The following is an 18,469-nucleotide window of genomic DNA, read 5'->3' as shown; positions in this document are numbered from 1 at the left end:
CGGGCCGGCGGCGCCCCGGGCGGGCGGGCCCCCCGGCGCGGGCCCGGATGGGGCCGGGCGGCGAGCGCCCGGCGCGCCATGCCCGGCCCGGTCGTGGTGGTCCGGCACGCGCGTCACGGGACGAGCAGATCCCACGGGCGCGGCTCGGGCACCGCGGCCCGGCCGTCGGCGCAGTGCCTGCGCACCGGGCAGGTGCCGCACTGCTCACCGGTGCGCGGCGGGAACGCCTCGTCCGGCCCGGCGCCCGCGGCCAGCGCCGCGACGGCGTCGGCCGCCCGGACCGCGGTCGCCTCGGCGGCGGACACGTGCCCGGCCAGCGAGCTGTCGTCGTGCTCCCAGACGGCGACCGTGCCGGTCGGCACGTGGTGCAGCTCCACCTGCCGGCACCGGCGGTGGAACACCTCCCCCGCGGCGACGGCGTAGAGCGCGAGCTGGCGGGAGTCGCGGGCGTCGGTGTCGGTGGGGACCCGGCGGCCGGTCTTGAAGTCCACCACCCGCAGCCCGCCGTCGGGTCCGGCGTCCAGCCGGTCGATCCGGCCCTCCACCAGCAGCGACCCGACCGGCGCGCTCACCCACCGTTCGACGGCGACCGGCTCGGCGGTGCCGGCCGGGCCCTCGGCGGCCGCGGCCAGCCAGTCGGCGGCCCGGTCCCGGTAGCGCGCGGCCTGCGCGTCGTCCCGGAAGCCCTCCCCGTTCCAGTGCTTCCCGACCAGCGCGGCGGCCTGCGCCGGGGTGCGCCGGTGCGCCGGCAGCGACGCCAGGGAGCGCAGCGCGAGATGCACGACCGCGCCCAGCGTGGTGTGCGCGAACGCGCCGCCGCGGGCCGGGGCGGGCCGGTCGACGTGCAGCATCCGGTAGCGCCGCGGGCAGGCGTCCCAGGTGTCCAGGCGGGCCGGGGTCACCCGGTGCAGTGCGGTCGCCCCGAAGTCGGGATCCAGCAGGTCCAGTCCGAGCTGGCCGTCCGGGGACCCGGTGGCGGGAGGGGCCATCCGGCAACGGTACAGCGGCCGGGAGCCCGCCCGACCGGCGCCGTGCTGATCAGCCGCCGACGGGCTTCACCCCGGTCGCGCGGTCCACGATCGCGGCGTACACCTCGGGATCGGTGGTCTCCTCGGCGAGCGGGGTCGGCTTGTTCGTGCCGTGGTAGTCGCTCGATCCGGTGACGAGCAGACCGTGCTCGGCGGCGAGTGCGCGCAGCAGCCCGCGGTCGTCGGGCACGTGGTTGGGATGGTCCACCTCGATCCCGGCCAGCCCGCGGCCCGCCAGGTCGACCAGCACCGACGGTTCGATCACGGTCCCGCGGACCCGGGCCAGCGGGTGCGCGAACACCGCGACCCCGCCGGCCGCGGAGATCATCTCGACGGCGGTCTCGACGAGCGTGTCGGCCCGCGGGACGTAGTAGGGGCTGTCGTTGTGCAGCAGCTCGGCGAACGCCTCGCTCACCGACCCGACGACGCCGGCCGCGACCAGCGCGCGGGCCAGGTGCGGCCGCCCGGCGCTGGCGCCCTCGGGCAGGTGCGCGAAGACGCCGTCGACGTCGACCGGGTACCCGTCGGCCGCCATCCGGCCGATCATCGTGTGCAGCCGCTGCACCCGCTCCACCTGCAGCCGCTCCTGCTCGGCGACGATCGCCGGGTGCTGCGGGTCGAACAGGTAGCCGAGCAGGTGCACCGAGCAGCGCGGCTCGCCGTCGCGGCCGGTCGGGCTCAGGCAGGAGAACTCGGCGCCGCGGACCAGGGTCAGGCCGGGCGGGAGCGCCGCGACGGCGTCGTCCCACCCGATGGTGGTGTCGTGGTCGGTGATCGCGACGACGTCCAGCCCGGCGGCGGCCGCCGCGCGGACCAGCCCGGCGGGGCTGTCCGTGCCGTCGGACGCGGTGGAGTGGGCGTGCAGGTCGATCACGGGCCGGGACACCTCCCGACCCTAACCGGCGGCCGGGATCAGCGCCGCCAGCGCGGCTTCGCCAGCATCCCGGTGGCGCGGGTCTTGCCCTTCTCGCCGAACACCAGCTCGGAGAGCGCCTCGTAGATCTCCTCGGGGCGGGGCATGTAGTCGATCCGGTTGAGCGCCTGGATCTGGCCCGCCGACTCGACGACCATCGTGCCGTAGCCGAGCATCCGCCCGGACAGCGTGCGTTGGAACGTCAGGTCGGTGACCTTGCCCAGCGGCATCATGCCCACGTTGTGCACGATGATGCCCTGGGCGATCATCACCCGCTTGTCGGTGATGACGATCCGTTCGATCCACCACAGGATCGTCAGCGCCGTGAACCGCAGCACCGCGACCAGCACCAGGTAGAACGTCAGGTTGTCGACGACGACCTCGACCGCGGGGCTGTTCCCGGCCCGGTTCATCAGCAGCTCGAAGCCGACCACGACGGCGATGAACAGCGTCGTCTGCGTCATGTGCCTCGCCATGACGGCCCAGTGCTGGCGCACGCGGATGACCCGCCGCTCCGTGGGGAGCAGGTACTCGTCGATCTCCCGGGGCGCGAGCACGACTCAGAGCAGCGACGTGACGAACGTCGACACCGACTGCGCCGCGTCGTAGAGGATGTTGCCCACGTTCGTCACCGAGTTCGCCGCCGCCTGCGGCGCGGTCACGACCAGGAAGATACCCAGCGCCACAGCGACCAAGATGAGAATCTTGCGCACGTTACCCGTCACCCGTTCCGGCCCGTTGGGACAACCTCGACATTGGTACCCGAACCCGCCAAGGCACGGGTACCGGCACCCGAGCAGCGTACCGTCATTCCGGATGACCGACAGTAGCCGACACATCGCCTGCGTGGGTGGAATCGTCCATGACCCGGACGGCCGACTGCTGCTGGTGCGCAGGGCGAACGAGCCCGGCCGGGGACTGTGGTCGGTCCCCGGCGGGCGGGTCGAGCCGGGTGAGGACGAGCGGTCCGCCGTCGTCCGCGAGCTCGCCGAGGAGACCGGCCTGTCGGTCCGGCCCGGCGAGCTCGCCGGCGTCGTCGTCCGCGGGCCGTACCGGATCGCGGACTACCGGTGCGACCTCGCCCCCGGTTCACCCGTCCGGCCCACCGCCGGGGACGACGCCGACGACGCCCGGTTCGTCGATCTCGCCGGCTACGACGCGCTGCCGGTGGTGGACGGGCTCACCGGGGTCCTGCGCGAGTGGGGCGCGCTGCCCCGGATCTGACCCGTCCGGCCGGGCTCAGCCCTGCGGCGTGGGGCGGCCGGGCTGCTCGCCGCCGCGGGCGTCGCCGTAGGACTGCTTCGGCACCATCACCTTGCGCCGGAAGGTGCAGACGACGGTGCCGTCCTGCTTGTAGCCGCGGGTCTCGACGTACACGACGCCGCGGTCGTCCTTCGACTTCGACGGGGTCTTGTCCAGGACCTCGGTCTCGCCGTAGATGGTGTCGCCGTGGAAGGTCGGCTTCGTGTGCTTGAGCGACTCGACCTCGAGGTTGGCGATCGCCTTGCCGGAGACGTCGGGCACCGACATGCCCAGCAGCAGCGAGTAGATGTAGTTGCCGACGACCACGTTCTTGCCGAAGTCGGTGGTCTCCCCCGCGTAGTGCGCATCCATGTGCAGCGGATGGTGGTTCATCGTGAGGAGGCAGAACAGGTGGTCGTCGTACTCGGTGACCGTCTTGCCGGGCCAGTGCTTGTAGACCGCACCGACCTCGAACTCCTCGTAGTAGCGCCCGAACTGCACCGTTCACGCTCCCATCACGTCCTTGATCCGTTGCGGGGGTAATCTATCGGGCGGCCCGCGCGGGCAGCGGCGGTCCAACTCACACGCGCACGGTCGGGCATCTCACATTCCCGACACGTTCCGCGCGCGATGTGCGATGCACGGAGCAACGATCCGAGTGGGAGCGGGGAGGTGAGCGCGGTGTCGCCCGAACAGTCGTCCGAACCCCAGGCACCGGTGAGCAGTACGTGCCGCCTCCCGCCGCCCGTCACCCGGACGGTGCACCCCGGCTGATCCCGGCGGGAGGCGTGACCCGTGTCCGGCGGCCGCCGCGGCGGTCGCACGTCCACGAGCCGTGCTCGCCCGGCGAGCCGGCCCGCCGCCCGGAGGTCCCCGTGATGCCCTCGCTCTCCCAGCTCCGCCCCTCCATCCGCTCCGCCGCAGGCCGCACCCGGCGCGCCGACCGGATCGCGGCCCGCGCCGAGGCGGAGCGCCCGGCCCGGCTGCGCGTGCCGCTGTCGGCCTACGTCGTCGACTGCGGCGTGTACGTCGACGGCGAGCGGCTCCCCGGCCGCTGGACGCACGACGAGGCGATCGCCGAGGTCCGCGAGCGCGGCGCCGGGTTCGTGTGGATCGGGCTGCACGAGCCGGACGCCGAGCAGATCTCCGGTGTCGCCGAGACCTACGGGCTGCACGAGCTGGCCGTCGAGGACGCGGTGCACGCGCACAACCGGCCGAAGCTGGAGCGCTACGACGAGACGCTGTTCATGGTGCTCAAGACGGTCCGCTACGTCGGGCACGCGGATCCGACGACGGCGAACGAGATCGTCGAGACCGGCGAGGTGATGGCGTTCCTGGGCCGGGACTTCGTGGTGACGGTCCGGCACGGCAGGCACACCGGGCTGGGCGAGGTGCGACGGCGACTGGAGGACGATCCGGAGCAGCTGCGGCTGGGCCCGGCCGCGGTGCTGCACGCCATCGCCGATCACGTCGTGGACTCCTACATCGAGGTCGTCCGGCAGATCGAGAACGACCTGGATGCGGTCGAGGCGGAGGTGTTCTCGCCGGGCTCGACGATGAACCCGGAGCAGATCTACGTGATGAAGCGGGAGATCCTCGACCTGCGGCGCTGCGTGATGCCGCTGGTCGGGCCGATGCGCAAGCTGTCCGAGGGCTACAGCGCGCTGGTGCCGCACGACGTGCGGTCCTACTTCCGCGACGTCGACGACCACCTCGGCGGTGTCGCCGAGCAGGTCGCCGGGTTCAACGAGCTGCTCACCACGCTGGTCGACGCCGTCCTCGCGAAGATCAGCATGCGGCAGAACAACGACATGCGGAAGATCACCGCCTACGCCGGCCTGATCTCGGTGCCGACGATGATCGCCGGCGTCTACGGGATGAACTTCGACTACATGCCCGAGCTGCACTGGAGCTTCGGCTACCCGATGGTGCTGCTGATCATCGCGACGATCTGCACGCTGCTGTACCGCAACTTCCGCCGCAACGGCTGGCTGTAGCCGGTTCTGCCGGCGGGCCGGCGATCGGGCACCGCCGGCCGGGGCTCAGACCCGTGGGGCGCCGGCCGGTGGGGTGGGCGGCTCGTCGTCGTCCCCGGGGACACCGCCCGGGCCGGCGGCGGTGTCCGCGTCGCCCGCGGTGACGTCGTCGGAGTACCCGGGACCGCCGGCGTCCCCGGTGGCCTCCGGCGGCAGCTCGTCGGCGTAGCCCGGGTCGTCCGGGCCGCCCTCGTCGACCGGCTCGGCCTCGTCCGGGCCGCTCGGGTCCGCCCGGTCGTCCGGGTCCACCGGGCCGTCCGGGTCCGCCGGGCCGTCCGGGTCGGCGGGCGGTCCGGGCTCGGACGGCGCCGGCCGCCAGCCGGCCGCGGCCAGCGCGGACGAGCGGGCGATCCGCTCCCCCACCACGTCCGGCTCGTCCGGCCGCCTGCCGAGGAAGGTGTGCACCAGGTGCTGCTGCAGGCCGCCGACGGTCTGCACCCGGACGTCGGAGAACCCGGCCCGCTCCATCCGGTGCACCATCTGCTCCGGGCCGCCCGCGCCGCTGATCCGCTTCGCCCGGTAGCGCGCGAGATCGGCGACGCCCCAGCGCATCGCGGCCATCGGGACCAGGTAGGTCCAGGCGGCGGTGGCCCAGCGCATCCGGCCGCGGGTCCCGCCGACCGCGTAGTCGTGCACCGCCAGCGGCGCGCCGGGCGCGAGCAGGGCGAGCAGGCGGCGCAGGCCGTGCTCGGCGTCGGGCAGGTTCGACACCAGGTAGGAGGCGAGAATGCCGTCGAACGGGCCCTCGATCCCGGCCTCGGCGAGGGTCTCCAGCTTGGCGTGCACGAAGGTGACCCGGGGCGACCAGTTCTTCTTCCTGGCGACCGCGAGCATCTCCGCGGAGGCGTCGACGGCGACGACCTCGGCGCCCTTCACCGTCGTCAGCAGCGCCTCGGTGGACACCCCGGTGCCGCAGCCGATGTCGAGCAGCCGCAGGCCGGGCCCGTCACCCAGGCCCATCCGGGACGCCGAGACCCGCAGGTGCGCCTTGTAGCTGGGGATAGAGCCGACGAACCCGTCGTACCCGCCCGCGCCGCGCCCGTAGGCGCGGTGCACCGTGGACGGGCGGATCTCGTCGGTCTGCCGCGCCTCGCCGTTCACGGGCGTGATCCTGCCCCGGCGGGCACCCTCCCCGGAACCCGACGCGCCCGGGCGATACCGGTACGGGCCCGGTCGGGGTGGGCTCACCACCCACCCGACCGGGCCCGATCCCCCGTTCGGGAGCCGTCACACCACCCGTGCGGCGCAGCGGTTCCCGGGGCCGGTCGACGCCCGGGACCGTTCCGCACGCTCGCTCAGCAGCACCGGCCCTGCGGGTTGTTCTCCTGGTGCTCGGTCCGGGCCCGCCAGTACTCCCGCTCGGTCATCGGCGGGTGGTCGTGCCCGGCGCGGCGGTGGTGGTCGAGGTAGCGCTCGTAGCGGTCCGCCCCGATCACGCCCCGCCACCACCAGGCGAGGCCGCGCAGGCCGTCCCGCACCGCCTCCGCCCGCCCGGCGCCGGCCATCAGTGCCCGGCCCGCACGCGGTCGCCGACCGCCTCGGTCCAGCGCTTCTCCAGCTCCTTCTCGGCCGGCGAGGCGATCAGCCCGGACGGCGCGTAGATCTGCGACGGCACCGGCGGGTCCTCCAGCTCGGGACGGCCGCCGATGGCGATCGACCGCCAGGCCGAGAGCACCGCGGTGACGATCACGATGATCGCCAGCGTCACGAACAGGATGGACAGCGAGCCCTGGATGAAGGTGTTGCGGACGACCGCGGCCATCGCCTCCGGGGTGGCCGCGTTGCCGAAGCTCGTCTCACCGGCCGCGATGGCCTCCCGGAACGCGAAGTGCTGCGCCCAGTAGCCGATCGCCGGCTTCGGCGAGAAGATCTTGAACATCGACGCGGTGATCGTGACGACCGCGGCGAACGCCAGCGGCACCCCGATGATCCACAGGTACCGCACCTGCCCGCGCCGGGCCACCAGGGCCAGGCAGACGGCCAGCGCGATCGCGGCGAGCAGCTGGTTGGCGATGCCGAACAGCGGGAACAGCGTGTTGATCCCGCCGAGCGGGTCGGTCACGCCCATCACCAGGATCGCGCCCCAGCCGCCGACCATCAGCGCGGTGCAGATCCAGGCGCCGACCCGCCACGACGTGTCCTTGAACCGCGGGACGACGGTGCCGATCGCGTCCTGCAGCATGAAGCGCGCCACCCGGGTGCCCGCGTCCACCGCGGTGAGGATGAACAGCGCCTCGAACATGATCGCGAAGTGGTACCAGAAGCTCATCATCGACGGGCCGCCGATGAACTGCTGCATGATGTTCGCCAGCCCGACCGCCAGGGTCGGGGCGCCGCCGGTGCGGGAGACGATCGACTCCTCGCCGACCAGCGCCGCGGTCGACGCGAGCTGGTCCGGCGTGACGTTGACGTTCATCAGGCCCAGCGAGTTCACGAACGCGGCCGCGCCCTCGACGGTGCCCTCGGTGAGCGAGGCGGGGACGTTCATCGCGAAGTACAGCCCACGGTCGATCGACAGCGCCGCGACCAGCGCCATGATCGCCACGAACGACTCCATGAGCATGCCGCCGTAGCCGATGAAGCGGGTCTGCCGCTCCTTCTCGACGAGCTTCGGGGTGGTGCCCGAGGAGATCAGCGCGTGGAACCCGGAGAGGGCGCCGCAGGCGATCGTGACGAACAGGAACGGGAACAGCGACCCGGCGACGACCGGGCCGTCGTCCCGCCCGGCGAACTCGCTGAACGCGGGCGCCGCCAGCTCCGGCCGGACGACGATGATCGCCACCGCGAGCAGCACGATGGTGCCGATCTTCATGAAGGTCGACAGGTAGTCGCGCGGCGCCAGCAGCAGCCACACCGGGAGCACCGCGGCGACGAAGCCGTAGATGATGATGCCCCAGGCGATCGTCACCCGGTCCAGGGTGAACAGCGCCTGGCCCCACTCGGTCTCGGCGACCCAGCCGCCGGCGACGATCGCGGCGATCAGCATCGCGAAGCCGATCCAGGAGACCTCGGAGACCTTCCCGGGCCGCAGGAACCGCAGGTAGACGCCCATGAACAGGGCGATCGGGATGGTCAGCGCCACCGAGAAGACGCCCCACGGGCTCTCGCCGAGCGCGTTGACCACGACCAGCGTGAGCACCGCGATCAGGATGATCATGATCGAGAGGGTGGCGACCAGCGCGGCCGTGCCGCCGACCCGGCCGAGCTCCTCGCGGGCCATCTGGCCCAGCGAGCGCCCGCCGCGGCGCATCGAGAAGAACAGGACCAGGTAGTCCTGCACCGCACCGGCCACGATGACGCCGACGATGATCCAGATCGTGCCGGGCAGGTACCCCATCTGCGCGGCGAGGACCGGGCCGACCAGCGGGCCGGCGCCGGCGATCGCGGCGAAGTGGTGGCCGTAGAGCACCCGCCGGTCGGTCGGGACGAAGTCCTGGCCGTTCTCGGCGTACTCGGCGGGGGTGGCCCGCCGGTCGTCCGGCTTGAGCAGCTTCCGCTCGATGTAGGTCGAGTAGAAGCGGTAGGCGATCAGGTAGGTGCTGACCGCCGCGAACACGAACCAGATCGCGTTCACCGTCTCGCCGCGGACCAGGGCCAGCATCACCCACCCGAGGCCACCCAGCAGCGCGATCGTCGTCCAGATCGCGATCTTGAGCGGCGTCCATGTGCGCCGCTCGGCGAGGAACACGTCCTCGTCCACCGCGGCCGGCGGGAGTTCCTGCCCCGCCGCACCGCCGCCTGACACCTGTGTCATAGCGCGTCCCTCCCGGTATGTCCGAGGCGCACTATAAGCAGTTCGGTGCGAAATGAAAGGCCCTTGCGAAGATCGTGAGGAACGAGACCGCCGCCACCCCTGCGGGTGACGGCGGTCCGATCGCGCTACCGGCTCAGAAACCTCCGCCGGGGCTGCCCATCGCGAGCCGGGCGAGCATCTCGCGGGCCTGCTCGGCGTTGCGCGGCTCGCACAGCACGTCGTACCGGCCGGCGACCATCTGGCTGGCCGACTGGAAGTCCCGGCGGCCGCGGCTGGCGCCGTAGCCGACGGCGGCGAACACCATGCCGAACACGGCACCGGACGCCAGGCCGACGACGATCGGCCAGAAGCTGCCGTCCGGCGAGAACAGCGACAGCAGCAGACCGACGAACAGACCCAGCCAGGCACCGGACGCGGCGCCCGAGCCCAGCACCCGGCCCCAGGTGAGCCGGCCGATCACCCGCTCGACCAGCATCAGGTCGACGCCGACGATCGTCACGTCGCGGACCGGGAAGTCCGAGTCGGCCAGGTGGTCGACGGCCCGCTGCGCCTCCTCGTAGGTGGCGTAGGAGCCCACCGGCCACCCGGTCGGCGGGGTGGGCAGCTGCGGCAGGCCCGGTGCCGGGCGTGCCTGGCCGCCGAAGGGGTTGGTCATGGCGATTCTCCTCGCAGGTGGTGTTCCGCTTCTGCTACCGGGCAACGGTCGACGGCCGTCCGGTGTGCCCGAGGAGACTAGCGACGTCTCGCACGTCACGTGCGCGCACGACGCGCACGTGACGTGCGGCGTGACCTCAGCGCAGCTTGTAGTCGCGCAGCAGGCCGCGGGAGATGATCGTCTTCTGGATCTCCGAGGTGCCCTCGCCGATCAGCAGGAACGGCGCCTCGCGCATGAGCCGCTCGATCTCGTACTCCTTGGAGTAGCCGTAGCCGCCGTGGATCCGGAACGAGTCCTCGGTGACCTCCTTGCAGTACTCCGAGGCGAGCATCTTGGCCATGCCGGCCTCGACGTCGTTGCGCTCGCCGCGGTCCTTCAGGCGCGCGGCGTTGACCATCATCAGGTGCGCGGCCTCGACCTTGGTCGCCATCTCGGCGATCTTGAACGCGATCGCCTGGTGGTTGACGATCGGCTTGCCGAAGGTGGAGCGCTGCTGCGCGTACTCCACGCCCAGCTCGAACGCCCGGATCGCGATGCCGCAGGCGCGGGCCGCCACGTTCACCCGGCCGACCTCGACGCCGTCCATCATGTGCGCGAAGCCCTTGCCGCGCTCCCCACCGAGGATCTGCCCACCGGGGACCCGGTGGCCCTTGAACACCAGCTCGGTGGTGTCGACGCCCTTGTAGCCCATCTTGTCGATCTTGCCGGGGACGATCAGGCCGGGCGCGACCTCGCCGTAGCCGGTGGGCTTCTCGACCAGGAACGTCGTCAGGTTCTGGTGCGCCTTCTCGGCGCCCTCGTCGGTCCGGACCAGCACCGCGGTCAGGTTCGACGTGCCGCCGTTGGTCAGCCACATCTTGGCGCCGTCGATCACGTAGTCGCCGCTGCCGTCGCCGGCCTCGACCGCCTTCGTCTTGATCGCCGCGACGTCCGAGCCGAGATCGGGCTCGGACATCGAGAACGAGCCGCGGGTCTCACCGGTCGCCATCGCCGGCAGGTAGCGCTGCTTCTGCTCCTCGGTGCCGTGCTGGCGGAGCATGTAGGCCACGATGAAGTGGGTGTTGATCACACCGGAGACGCTCATCCAGCCGCGCGCGATCTCCTCGACCACCAGGGCGTAGGTGAGCAGCGACTCGCCGAGCCCGCCGTACTCCTCCGGGATCATGAGGCCGAACAGCCCCATCTCCTTCATGCCCTCGACGATGTCGGTGGGGTACGCGTCCTCGTGCTCGAGCGCGGTCGCGTGCGGGATGATCTCCTTGTCCACGAAGCTGCGGACGGTGGACAGGATCTCGGTCTGGATGTCGGTCAGACCGGCGGTCTGCGCGAGCCGCGCCATCTGTGTTCCTCCTGAGCGTCTCTGGTCAGCTGCCGCGGCGTGCTCACGCCTCCGGCGGGGTCCACTTGTCGGTGCGGGTCATCCCCGCGGCGCGGCCCTTGCCCGAGATGACCAGGGCCATCTTGCGGCTGGCCTCGTCGATCATCTCGTCGCCGATCATCGCGGCGCCCCGCTTGCCGCCCGCCTCGGAGGTGAAGTACTCGTAGGCGTCGAGGATGTTCTCGGCGTGGTCGTAGTCGCTCTGCGCCGGCGAGAAGGTCTCGTTCGCCGCGTCGATCTGGCCGGGGTGCAGCACCCACTTGCCGTCGAAGCCCAGCGCGGCCGAGCGGCCGGCCACCCTGCGGAACGCGTCGACGTCCTTGATCTGCAGGAACGGGCCGTCGATGGCCTGCTTGTCGTGCGCGCGGGCGGCCATCAGGATCGACATGAGGATGTGGTGGTAGGCGTCGCCGACGTCGTAGCCGGGCGGCTGCTCCCCCACCACCAGGGACTTCATGTTGATCGAGGCCATGAAGTCGGCCGGGCCGAAGATGATCGTCTCGACCCGCGGTGAGGCGGTGGCGATCGCGTTCACGTTGGTCAGGCCGAGCGCGTTCTCGATCTGGGCCTCGATGCCGATCTTCCCGACCTCGTAGCCGATCGTCTTCTCGATCTGGGTGAGCAGCAGGTCCAGCGCGACGACCTGCTCCGGGGTCTGCACCTTCGGCAGCATGATCGCGTCGAGATTGGCGCCTGCGCCCTCGACGACCTCGGTGACGTCGCGGTAGGTCCACTCGGTGGTCCAGTCGTTGACCCGGACCACCCGGATCTTCTCGCCCCAGCCGCCCTCGTTCAGCGCCTCGACGATCGTCTTGCGGGCTCCCGGCTTCGCCAGCGGGGCGCAGGCGTCCTCCAGGTCCAGGAACACCTGGTCCGAGTTCAGCGTGCGCGCCTTGTCGATGAACTTCTGGCTCGACCCGGGCACGGCCAGGCAGGACCGGCGGGCGCGGAGGGTGGTGCTCACAGGCTGGCTCCTCGTCGAGTTCGTCCTCGCCCGCGCACCGGGGACGGCGCGGCGGGCAGTCGGGCTGCTGGGTGATGCTGGCACGGCGACCCGCCGGACGCCCCGCCCAGGTGATTGGTTTCTCACCCGCAGGTGGTCACGAGGGGTTACCCGCGAGTCAGTCCTGTTCGGGAGGTGGGGTCAGGGATCCGCTCGCCACGGCGGCGACGGTGCCGCCCACCCAGGTCCCGACCGGCCGTCCGCCCGCCGTGCGCACGCCCGCGTGCAGCGTCGAGGGCCGCCCCATCTCCGCGCCCTGGGAGACGACGAACGCGTGCTCACCGTCGTCGGGCACCAGTCCGCGATCGGCCAGGAACACCCCGAGCGCGACGGCCGCGGACCCGGTCGCCGGGTCCTCCGGGACCCCCGAGGCGGGCGCGAACATCCGCGTGTGCACCCGCTCGGCGGTCGCGTCGACCGCGGCGACGAGCACCCCGATCACCTCGCCGGGCAGCGCGGCGATCGCGGCGGCGTCCGGGCGGGCCCTGGCGACCGCACCCGGGTGCACGAGCAGGATCGCGTACTCGACGCCGGCCCCGGCCGGCCCCGGGGCGGCCGCGCCGTCGACGTCGTCGGGCCCGAGCCCGACCGCGGCGGCGAGCGCGGCCGCGTCCAGCTCGTCGCCGACCGACGGCGGGCCGCCCTCGACCCGGGCGCCGCTGCCGTCCACCCGGACCGGGAGCAGTCCGGCGCCGCACTCCTGGATCCGCTCGCCGTGCCCGATCACGCCGTCCCGGGCCAGCACCCAGGCGGTGCCGACGCTCGGGTGCCCGGCGAAGGGCAGCTCGCGGCGCGGGGTGAAGATCCGCACCCGGTAGTCGGCGCCCGCGTCGGCGTCGCCGGTCGGCGGCAGCGGGAAGGCGGTCTCGGACAGGTTGAACTCCGCGGCGATCGCCTGCATCCGGGCCGTGGAGAGCGCTTCGGCGCCGTGCACCACGGCGAGCTGGTTGCCGGCGTAGGGCCGGTCGGTGAAGACGTCGACGAGGTCGTAGCGCAGCGGGTCCGGGCCGGGCCGGTGCACGGGTTCGGGATGCGGCTCGTTCACGTCGCGCGAGCCTAATCACCGCATGCCGCGCCGGCGCCGCCGCGGGCACCGCCCGGCCCGCCCGGACCGGCCGCTCTACTCTCGACGCCATGGCCTCGGCACGGGTGTTCGTCGCGCGGCTGGCCGGGCTGGCCGTGTTCGGCCCGGACGGCGAGCGGATCGGGAAGGTCCGCGACGTCGTGGTGTCGTTGCGGGTCGACAGCCATCCGCCGCGGGTGCTCGGCCTGGTGGTGGACCTGTCCGCGCGGCGCAGCATCTTCGTGCCGATGCTGCGGGTCTCCGACATCGCCGGATCGGCGGTCACGCTGGCCAGCGGCTCGGTCAACCTGCGCTCGTTCGACCAGCGGGCGAACGAGACGCTGGTGCTGGGCGAGCTGCTGAACTCGCCGGTCACCGTGCGCGACTCCGGCGAGGACGGGGTCGTGGTGGACGTCGCGATCGAGCCGACGCGCACCCGGGACTGGGCGATCACCCGGGTGGCGGTGCGGTTCCGCCGCACCCGGCTGGCCCGCCGCGCCCGGGTCGACGTGCACGGCTGGGAGAACGTGTCCGGGCTCGACGTGGCCGCGGCGCAGGGCGCGGACCGGCTGCTCGCGGTGTTCGACTCGATGCGCCCGGCCGACGTGGCGGCGGCGCTGTCCCGGCTGCCCGACGAGCGCCAGCACCAGGTCGTCGACGCGCTCGACGACGAGCGGCTGGCCGACGTGTTCGAGGAGCTCTCCGAGTCCGACCAGCGCGAGCTGCTGGCCTACCTCGACGACGACCGGGCCGCCGACGTGCTGGAGGCGATGAGCCCGGACGACGCCGCCGACCTGCTCGGCGAGCTGCCCGACGACGAGGCCGGCCGGCTGCTGGGACTGATGGAGCCGGGCGAGTCGGAGCCGGTGCGCCGGCTGATGCGCTACGAGTGGGACACCGCGGGCGGGTTGATGACGCCGGAGCCGATCACGCTCGGGCCGGACGCGACGGTCGCCGAGGCGCTGGCCCGGATCCGCAACCCGGAGGTGCCGCCCGCACTGGCGTCGATGGTGTTCGTGGTGCGGCCGCCCACCGCCACCCCGACCGGCCGCTACCTCGGTTGCGTGCACGCCCAGCAGCTGCTGCGCGCGGCGCCGTTCGAGCTGGTCGCGGGGATGGTGGACACCGAGCTGTCGCAGATCGGGCCGGAGACCGGGCTCGGCGGGGTGACCCGCTGGTTCGCCACCTACAACCTGGTCGCCGGCCCGGTCGTCGACGCGCAGAACCACCTGCTCGGCGCCGTCACCGTCGACGACGTGCTGGACCACCTGCTGCCGCAGGGCTGGCGGGACCGCGATCTCGGACCGGCCGAGGTGGGCCGCGGATCGGCGAACGGACGACCGGGGGCGCACCATGCCTGAGATCACCACCGGCCGCCGGCTGGACCAGCCCCGGATCGGCCGCAGGCGGTTCGAGGTCGATCCGGACGGCTTCGCCCGGCTCTCCGAGCGGGTCGCCCGGTTCCTCGGGACCGGCCGGTTCCTGGCCATCCAGAGCGTGATCGTCGTCGTGTGGATCGCACTGAACCTGGTCGCCTGGCAGATCCGCTGGGACCCGTACCCGTTCATCCTGCTGAACCTGGCGTTCTCCACCCAGGCCGCGTACGCCGCGCCGCTGATCCTGCTGGCCCAGAACCGGCAGGACGACCGGGACCGGATCGCGCTCGAGGAGGACCGCCGACGGGCCGAGCGGACCAAGGCCGACACCGAGTTCCTGGCCCGCGAGCTGGCGGCGCTGCGGCTCGCGGTCGGCGAGACGGTCAGCCGCGACTACCTGCGCGGGGAGCTGGAGAAGCTGTCCGGGCAGCTCGACGACGCGGTGCACCGGGCCGCGGCGGGCGCCGGCCCGGACACCGGGCGCGGCGAGCGCAGGCGGGGCCGCCGGCGGGACTGATCAGGGGATCAGCTTGCGGGTGACCCGCTCCAGGTCGGCGAGGTCGGTGGCGTCGAGCCGGTCGGCGAAGTGCTCCCGGACCCCGCGCATGTGGGTGATCGCGGCGATCCGCAGCCGCTCGTAGCCGGCGTCGGTCATCCGGGCGGTGACGCCGCGCCCGTCGTCGGCGACCCTGGCCCGCTCGACCAGGCCGGCCTTCTCCAGCCGGTCCACCAGCCGGGTCACCCCGGACCGGGACAGCAGGACCGCGTCGGCCAGCTCGGTCATCCGCAGCCGGTGGTCCGGCGCCTCGGACAGCTGGACCAGGACGTCGTAGGCGGCCAGGGACAACCTCTGCTCGGCCTCCAGCTCGGTCTCCAGCAGCTTGGTGATCCCGGCGTGGGCGCGCAGGAAGCTGCGCCACGACTCGAGCTCGTCGCGGGTCGGGACCACCCGCCGCCGTCCCGGGTTCCCGGGCCCCGGGGCGCCGCCCGCCGTCTCGTCCACCACAGTGATGCTAGGAGACGAGCGGGACGCTCCGGACACCCACGTAGCATGGCGGTGTCGCGAGAGGAAAGAGGTCGTTGAAGCTCATGTCCGTCACCGGCAGCACCAGCACCGTCTCCGAGGCCGTGCGCGCCGCCCTCGGGACCGTCGAGGACCCGGAGATCCACAAGCCGATCACCGAGTTGGGGATGGTCAAGAGCGTCGACGTCACCGACGACGGCACGGCCCGCATCGGGGTCTACCTGACCGTCGCCGGCTGTCCGATGCGGGAGACGATCACCGCCCGGGTCACCGAGGCCGTCACGAAGGTCCCCGGCGTCGAGCGCGCCGAGGTCGAGCTCGACGTGATGAGCGACGAGCAGCGCACCGAGCTGCGCCGCTCGCTGCGCGGCGACTCCGACGAGCCGGTCATCCCGTTCGCCCAGCCCGGGTCGCTGACCAGGGTGTACTGCGTGGCCTCCGGCAAGGGCGGCGTCGGCAAGTCCTCGGTCACCGTCAACCTGGCGGCCGCGATGGCCCGCCGCGGCCTGAAGGTCGGCGTGGTCGACGCCGACATCTACGGCCACTCGGTGCCGCGCATGATCGGCGCCGACGACCGGCCGACCAAGGTCGACAACATGATCATGCCGCCGCAGTCGCACGGCGTGAAGGTCATCTCGATCGGCATGTTCACCGACGGGAACACCCCGGTCGTCTGGCGCGGACCGATGCTGCACCGGGCGCTGCAGCAGTTCCTGGCGGACGTGTTCTGGGGCGACCTGGACGTGCTGCTGCTCGATCTCCCGCCGGGCACCGGCGACGTCGCGATCTCGACGGCGCAGCTGGTCCCGAACGCCGAGCTGCTGGTCGTGACGACGCCGCAGCAGGCGGCCGCCGAGGTCGCCGAGCGGGCCGGGGCGATCTCCACACAGACCCGGCAGCGGCTCGCCGGCGTGGTGGAGAACATGTCCTGGATGGAGATGCCCGACGGCTCCCGGGCCGAGATCTTCGGCTCCGGTGGCGGGCAGACCGTCGCCGACTCGCTGAGCCGGATCGTCGGCACCACGGTGCCGCTGCTCGGCCAGATCCCGCTGGACGTGGCGCTGCGCGAGGGCGGCGACGCCGGCACCCCGATCGTCCTGGGCAAGCCCGAGACGGCGGCCGCACAGGCGCTGGAGAGCGTCGCCCAGCAGCTCGTGGTGAAGTCGCGCGGCCTGGCTGGGATGAGCCTCAACATCTCCCCGGCCGTTCGCTGACCTCCTGCCGGCACCCCGGCCGTACGCGAACGGCCCCGTTCACCGGATCCGGTGGACGGGGCCGTTCGCGTGCTGCGGGGCGTGCGCTCAGGAGAGCGCGTCGGTCAGCGCCTTGGTCCAGAGCGCCAGGCCCTCGTCGACCTGCTCGGCGGTGACCACCAGCGGGGGGATCATCCGCACGACGTTGCCGTGCACGCCGCACGTCAGCAGCAGCAGCCCGTGCTCGGCGGCGGCGGCGTGCACCTTCGCGGCGGTCGCGCCGTCCGGCTTGCCCTGGGCGTCGACGAACTCGATGCCGACCATCAGGCCGCGGCCGCGGATGTCACCGATCGCGGCGATGCCCTGCGCGGCGTCCCGGACGCCGGCGACCAGCCGCTCGCCCTGCACCCGGGCGTTCTCCACCAGGTTCTCGCCGAGCACCACGTCCAGGGTGGCCAGCGCGGCGGCGCAGGCGACCGCGTTGCCACCGTAGGTGCCGCCCTGCGAGCCGGGCCACGCCTTCTCCATGATCGCCTTCGGCGCGGCGATTGCGGACAGCGGGAAGCCCGACGCCAGGCCCTTGGCGGTGACGATGACGTCCGGGACGACGCCCTCGGCGTGCTGGTGGCCCCAGAACCGCCCGGTGCGGCCGAACCCGGTCTGCACCTCGTCGGCGATCAGCAGGATGCCGTGCCGGTCGGCCCGCTCGCGCAGGCCCTGCAGGAACGCGGCCGGGGTCGGCACGTAGCCGCCCTCACCGAGCACCGGCTCCACGATGAACGCCGCGACGTCGGAGACCGGCGCGGTGCTCGCCAGCTGCCGGTCGAGCTCGTTCAGCGCGAACTCGACCGTCTGCTCCTCGGTCCAGCCGTACCGGTACGCGTACGGGAACGGCGCGAACGCGACGCCGCCCATCATCGGGCCGATCCCGGCGCGGATCTTCGCGCCGGAGGTGGTGAGCGCCGCCGCACCCATCGTCCGGCCGTGGAACCCGCCGTCGAAGGCGACGACCAGCTGCCGGCCGGTGGCCTGGCGGGCGAGCCGCACCGACGCCTCGACGGCCTCCGAACCGGAGTTGGAGAAGAAGACCGAGTCGATCCCCTCGGGCAGCACGTCACCGAGCCGCTCGGCCAGCTTCAGCAACGGCTGGTGCATGACGGTCGTGTACTGGCCGTGGATCAGCGTCGCGACCTGGTCCTGCGCGGCCTTGACCACCGCCGGGTGACAGTGCCCGGTCGAGGTGACGCCGATGCCTGCGGTGAAGTCCAGGTGGCGTCGCCCGTCGGTGTCGAAGAGATAGACGCCCTCACCGCGGGCGGCCTGGACCGGGGTGGCCTGCTTCAGCAGCGGGGACAGCTGTGCCATGGGTTCGCAACTCCTGATGCGTCGAGAGTCGTGCGTCCGGCTCCGGGGTCGACCGGAGGCATCGATCGAGGTTGTCGAGTTGTCGACAATCTCAGGGAATCATGCCCGGGCGGCTCGGGCAAGGGGTCGCCTGTTCCTCGCTTTGCTCTGCTCACCATCCGGGGCTCCGCCCCCGGACCGCCCGGACCGGGTCCATCGGACCCGTCCCGCCCGGTGGCGGGGCGGCCGGGCCGGGCGCTTCCGGGAGCCCCTTCCGGCGCCGGCACCGGCGCGAGCGCGGCGCGGGCCGCTCCCGGGGGTAAGCAGAGCAAAGCGAGGTACGGACCACCCCCGCCCGCCATGGTGAGCAGAGCAGAGCGACACCCGGAGACAGCCCTCCCCCGCCGGCGGCGCCGCAGGCTCGCGACGCACCGGGCGGCCGGCGGGCAGGCCGCCGGGC

The 18,469-nt window shown here is 72.8% G+C and carries 19 protein-coding genes; 5 read left to right on the top strand and 14 right to left on the bottom strand.

All coding sequences use genetic code 11. From position 1 onward, the window contains the following. Positions 1-113: 113 nt before the first annotated feature. Genes ABD160_RS17620 through ABD160_RS17605 form a run of 4 tightly spaced genes read right to left on the bottom strand, consistent with a single transcriptional unit; the run spans position 114 to position 2,627 of the window. Entirely contained in the window at positions 114-989 is an 876-nt protein-coding gene (locus ABD160_RS17620) for a RecB family exonuclease (protein ID WP_344023770.1), read from the bottom strand. 49 nt (positions 990-1,038) lie between these two features. Next, entirely contained in the window at positions 1,039-1,914 is an 876-nt protein-coding gene (locus tag ABD160_RS17615) for a PHP domain-containing protein (protein WP_344023768.1), read from the bottom strand. Between the two features lie 26 nt (positions 1,915-1,940). After that, positions 1,941-2,498 carry a PH domain-containing protein gene (locus ABD160_RS17610; RefSeq protein WP_344023766.1) on the bottom strand — a complete coding sequence of 186 codons (558 nt, stop codon included), beginning with the start codon at positions 2,496-2,498 and terminating at the stop codon, positions 1,941-1,943. 3 nt (positions 2,499-2,501) lie between these two features. Then, entirely contained in the window at positions 2,502-2,627 is a 126-nt protein-coding gene (locus ABD160_RS17605; RefSeq protein WP_344023764.1) for a hypothetical protein, read from the bottom strand. A gap of 130 nt (positions 2,628-2,757) precedes the next feature. Between ABD160_RS17605 and ABD160_RS17600 the strand changes: the two genes are divergently transcribed. After that, positions 2,758-3,165 (top strand): NUDIX hydrolase, encoded by a 408-nt coding sequence (locus tag ABD160_RS17600; protein WP_344023762.1) that lies wholly within the window; start codon positions 2,758-2,760, stop codon positions 3,163-3,165. A 15-nt stretch (positions 3,166-3,180) separates the two neighbouring features. On the opposite strand, the gene ABD160_RS17595 is transcribed toward ABD160_RS17600, so the two are convergent. Beyond that, positions 3,181-3,684 carry a MaoC family dehydratase gene (locus ABD160_RS17595; protein ID WP_344023760.1) on the bottom strand — a complete coding sequence of 168 codons (504 nt, stop codon included), beginning with the start codon at positions 3,682-3,684 and terminating at the stop codon, positions 3,181-3,183. A 377-nt stretch (positions 3,685-4,061) separates the two neighbouring features. Between ABD160_RS17595 and corA the strand changes: the two genes are divergently transcribed. Further along, positions 4,062-5,180 (top strand): magnesium/cobalt transporter CorA, encoded by a 1,119-nt coding sequence (gene corA / locus ABD160_RS17590; RefSeq protein WP_344023758.1) that lies wholly within the window; start codon positions 4,062-4,064, stop codon positions 5,178-5,180. Between the two features lie 45 nt (positions 5,181-5,225). Here corA and ABD160_RS17585 read toward each other — a convergent pair whose 3' ends face one another. The 7 genes from ABD160_RS17585 to ABD160_RS17555 form a co-directional block, all read right to left on the bottom strand. Then, positions 5,226-6,320, bottom strand: a complete 1,095-nt coding sequence (locus ABD160_RS17585) for a class I SAM-dependent methyltransferase (RefSeq protein WP_344023756.1) — start codon at positions 6,318-6,320, stop codon at positions 5,226-5,228. 194 nt (positions 6,321-6,514) lie between these two features. After that, complete coding sequence (locus ABD160_RS17580) at positions 6,515-6,724, bottom strand: YbdD/YjiX family protein (protein ID WP_344023754.1); 210 nt, start codon at positions 6,722-6,724, stop codon at positions 6,515-6,517. Then, on the bottom strand, positions 6,724-8,973 hold the full coding sequence (locus tag ABD160_RS17575; protein WP_344023752.1) for a carbon starvation CstA family protein: 2,250 nt from the start codon (positions 8,971-8,973) through the stop codon (positions 6,724-6,726). The genes ABD160_RS17580 and ABD160_RS17575 overlap by 1 nt, the downstream gene beginning before the upstream one ends. A 133-nt stretch (positions 8,974-9,106) precedes the next feature. Continuing rightward, a complete protein-coding gene (locus ABD160_RS17570; protein WP_344023750.1) occupies positions 9,107-9,628 on the bottom strand; it encodes a general stress protein in 522 nt (173 codons plus the stop codon). A 136-nt stretch (positions 9,629-9,764) separates the two neighbouring features. Further along, on the bottom strand, positions 9,765-10,967 hold the full coding sequence (locus ABD160_RS17565; protein ID WP_344023747.1) for an acyl-CoA dehydrogenase family protein: 1,203 nt from the start codon (positions 10,965-10,967) through the stop codon (positions 9,765-9,767). A gap of 43 nt (positions 10,968-11,010) precedes the next feature. After that, complete coding sequence (locus ABD160_RS17560; protein WP_085911672.1) at positions 11,011-11,970, bottom strand: HpcH/HpaI aldolase/citrate lyase family protein; 960 nt, start codon at positions 11,968-11,970, stop codon at positions 11,011-11,013. Between the two features lie 157 nt (positions 11,971-12,127). Next, positions 12,128-13,054: a PhzF family phenazine biosynthesis protein gene (locus ABD160_RS17555; RefSeq protein ID WP_344023739.1), complete on the bottom strand. Its 927-nt coding sequence runs from the start codon at positions 13,052-13,054 to the stop codon at positions 12,128-12,130. A gap of 89 nt (positions 13,055-13,143) precedes the next feature. Here ABD160_RS17555 and ABD160_RS17550 point away from each other — a divergent pair, with 89 nt between their 5' ends. Then, positions 13,144-14,433, top strand: a complete 1,290-nt coding sequence (locus ABD160_RS17550) for a magnesium transporter MgtE N-terminal domain-containing protein (protein ID WP_344023736.1) — start codon at positions 13,144-13,146, stop codon at positions 14,431-14,433. Beyond that, positions 14,426-14,965 (top strand): DUF1003 domain-containing protein, encoded by a 540-nt coding sequence (locus ABD160_RS17545; RefSeq protein WP_344023734.1) that lies wholly within the window; start codon positions 14,426-14,428, stop codon positions 14,963-14,965. Before ABD160_RS17550 ends, ABD160_RS17545 begins: the two co-directional genes overlap by 8 nt. Here the strand turns inward: ABD160_RS17545 and ABD160_RS17540 are convergent, their stop codons facing one another. Then, positions 14,966-15,451 carry a MarR family winged helix-turn-helix transcriptional regulator gene (locus ABD160_RS17540; protein ID WP_344023732.1) on the bottom strand — a complete coding sequence of 162 codons (486 nt, stop codon included), beginning with the start codon at positions 15,449-15,451 and terminating at the stop codon, positions 14,966-14,968. Between the two features lie 86 nt (positions 15,452-15,537). Between ABD160_RS17540 and ABD160_RS17535 the strand changes: the two genes are divergently transcribed. After that, positions 15,538-16,686: an Mrp/NBP35 family ATP-binding protein gene (locus ABD160_RS17535; RefSeq protein ID WP_344023772.1), complete on the top strand. Its 1,149-nt coding sequence runs from the start codon at positions 15,538-15,540 to the stop codon at positions 16,684-16,686. Between the two features lie 87 nt (positions 16,687-16,773). On the opposite strand, the gene ABD160_RS17530 is transcribed toward ABD160_RS17535, so the two are convergent. Beyond that, on the bottom strand, positions 16,774-18,030 hold the full coding sequence (locus tag ABD160_RS17530; RefSeq protein WP_344023730.1) for an aspartate aminotransferase family protein: 1,257 nt from the start codon (positions 18,028-18,030) through the stop codon (positions 16,774-16,776). Positions 18,031-18,469 lie beyond the last annotated feature (439 nt).

Source organism: Pseudonocardia kongjuensis, assembly GCF_039526905.1.
GTDB classification, from domain to species: domain Bacteria; phylum Actinomycetota; class Actinomycetes; order Mycobacteriales; family Pseudonocardiaceae; genus Pseudonocardia; species Pseudonocardia kongjuensis.
This window is presented reverse-complemented; position numbering and strand designations above follow the sequence as displayed.

Coding starts and splice junctions, on each gene's coding strand:
- corA (WP_344023758.1), top strand. CDS start 4,062: ATGCCCTCGCTCTCCCAGCTCCGCCCCTCCATCCGCTCCGCCGCAGGC.
- ABD160_RS17620 (WP_344023770.1), bottom strand. CDS start 989: ATGGCCCCTCCCGCCACCGGGTCCCCGGACGGCCAGCTCGGACTGGAC.
- ABD160_RS17530 (WP_344023730.1), bottom strand. CDS start 18,030: ATGGCACAGCTGTCCCCGCTGCTGAAGCAGGCCACCCCGGTCCAGGCC.
- ABD160_RS17600 (WP_344023762.1), top strand. CDS start 2,758: ATGACCGACAGTAGCCGACACATCGCCTGCGTGGGTGGAATCGTCCAT.
- ABD160_RS17550 (WP_344023736.1), top strand. CDS start 13,144: ATGGCCTCGGCACGGGTGTTCGTCGCGCGGCTGGCCGGGCTGGCCGTG.
- ABD160_RS17570 (WP_344023750.1), bottom strand. CDS start 9,628: ATGACCAACCCCTTCGGCGGCCAGGCACGCCCGGCACCGGGCCTGCCG.
- ABD160_RS17565 (WP_344023747.1), bottom strand. CDS start 10,967: ATGGCGCGGCTCGCGCAGACCGCCGGTCTGACCGACATCCAGACCGAG.
- ABD160_RS17535 (WP_344023772.1), top strand. CDS start 15,538: ATGTCCGTCACCGGCAGCACCAGCACCGTCTCCGAGGCCGTGCGCGCC.
- ABD160_RS17545 (WP_344023734.1), top strand. CDS start 14,426: ATGCCTGAGATCACCACCGGCCGCCGGCTGGACCAGCCCCGGATCGGC.
- ABD160_RS17575 (WP_344023752.1), bottom strand. CDS start 8,973: ATGACACAGGTGTCAGGCGGCGGTGCGGCGGGGCAGGAACTCCCGCCG.
- ABD160_RS17580 (WP_344023754.1), bottom strand. CDS start 6,724: ATGGCCGGCGCCGGGCGGGCGGAGGCGGTGCGGGACGGCCTGCGCGGC.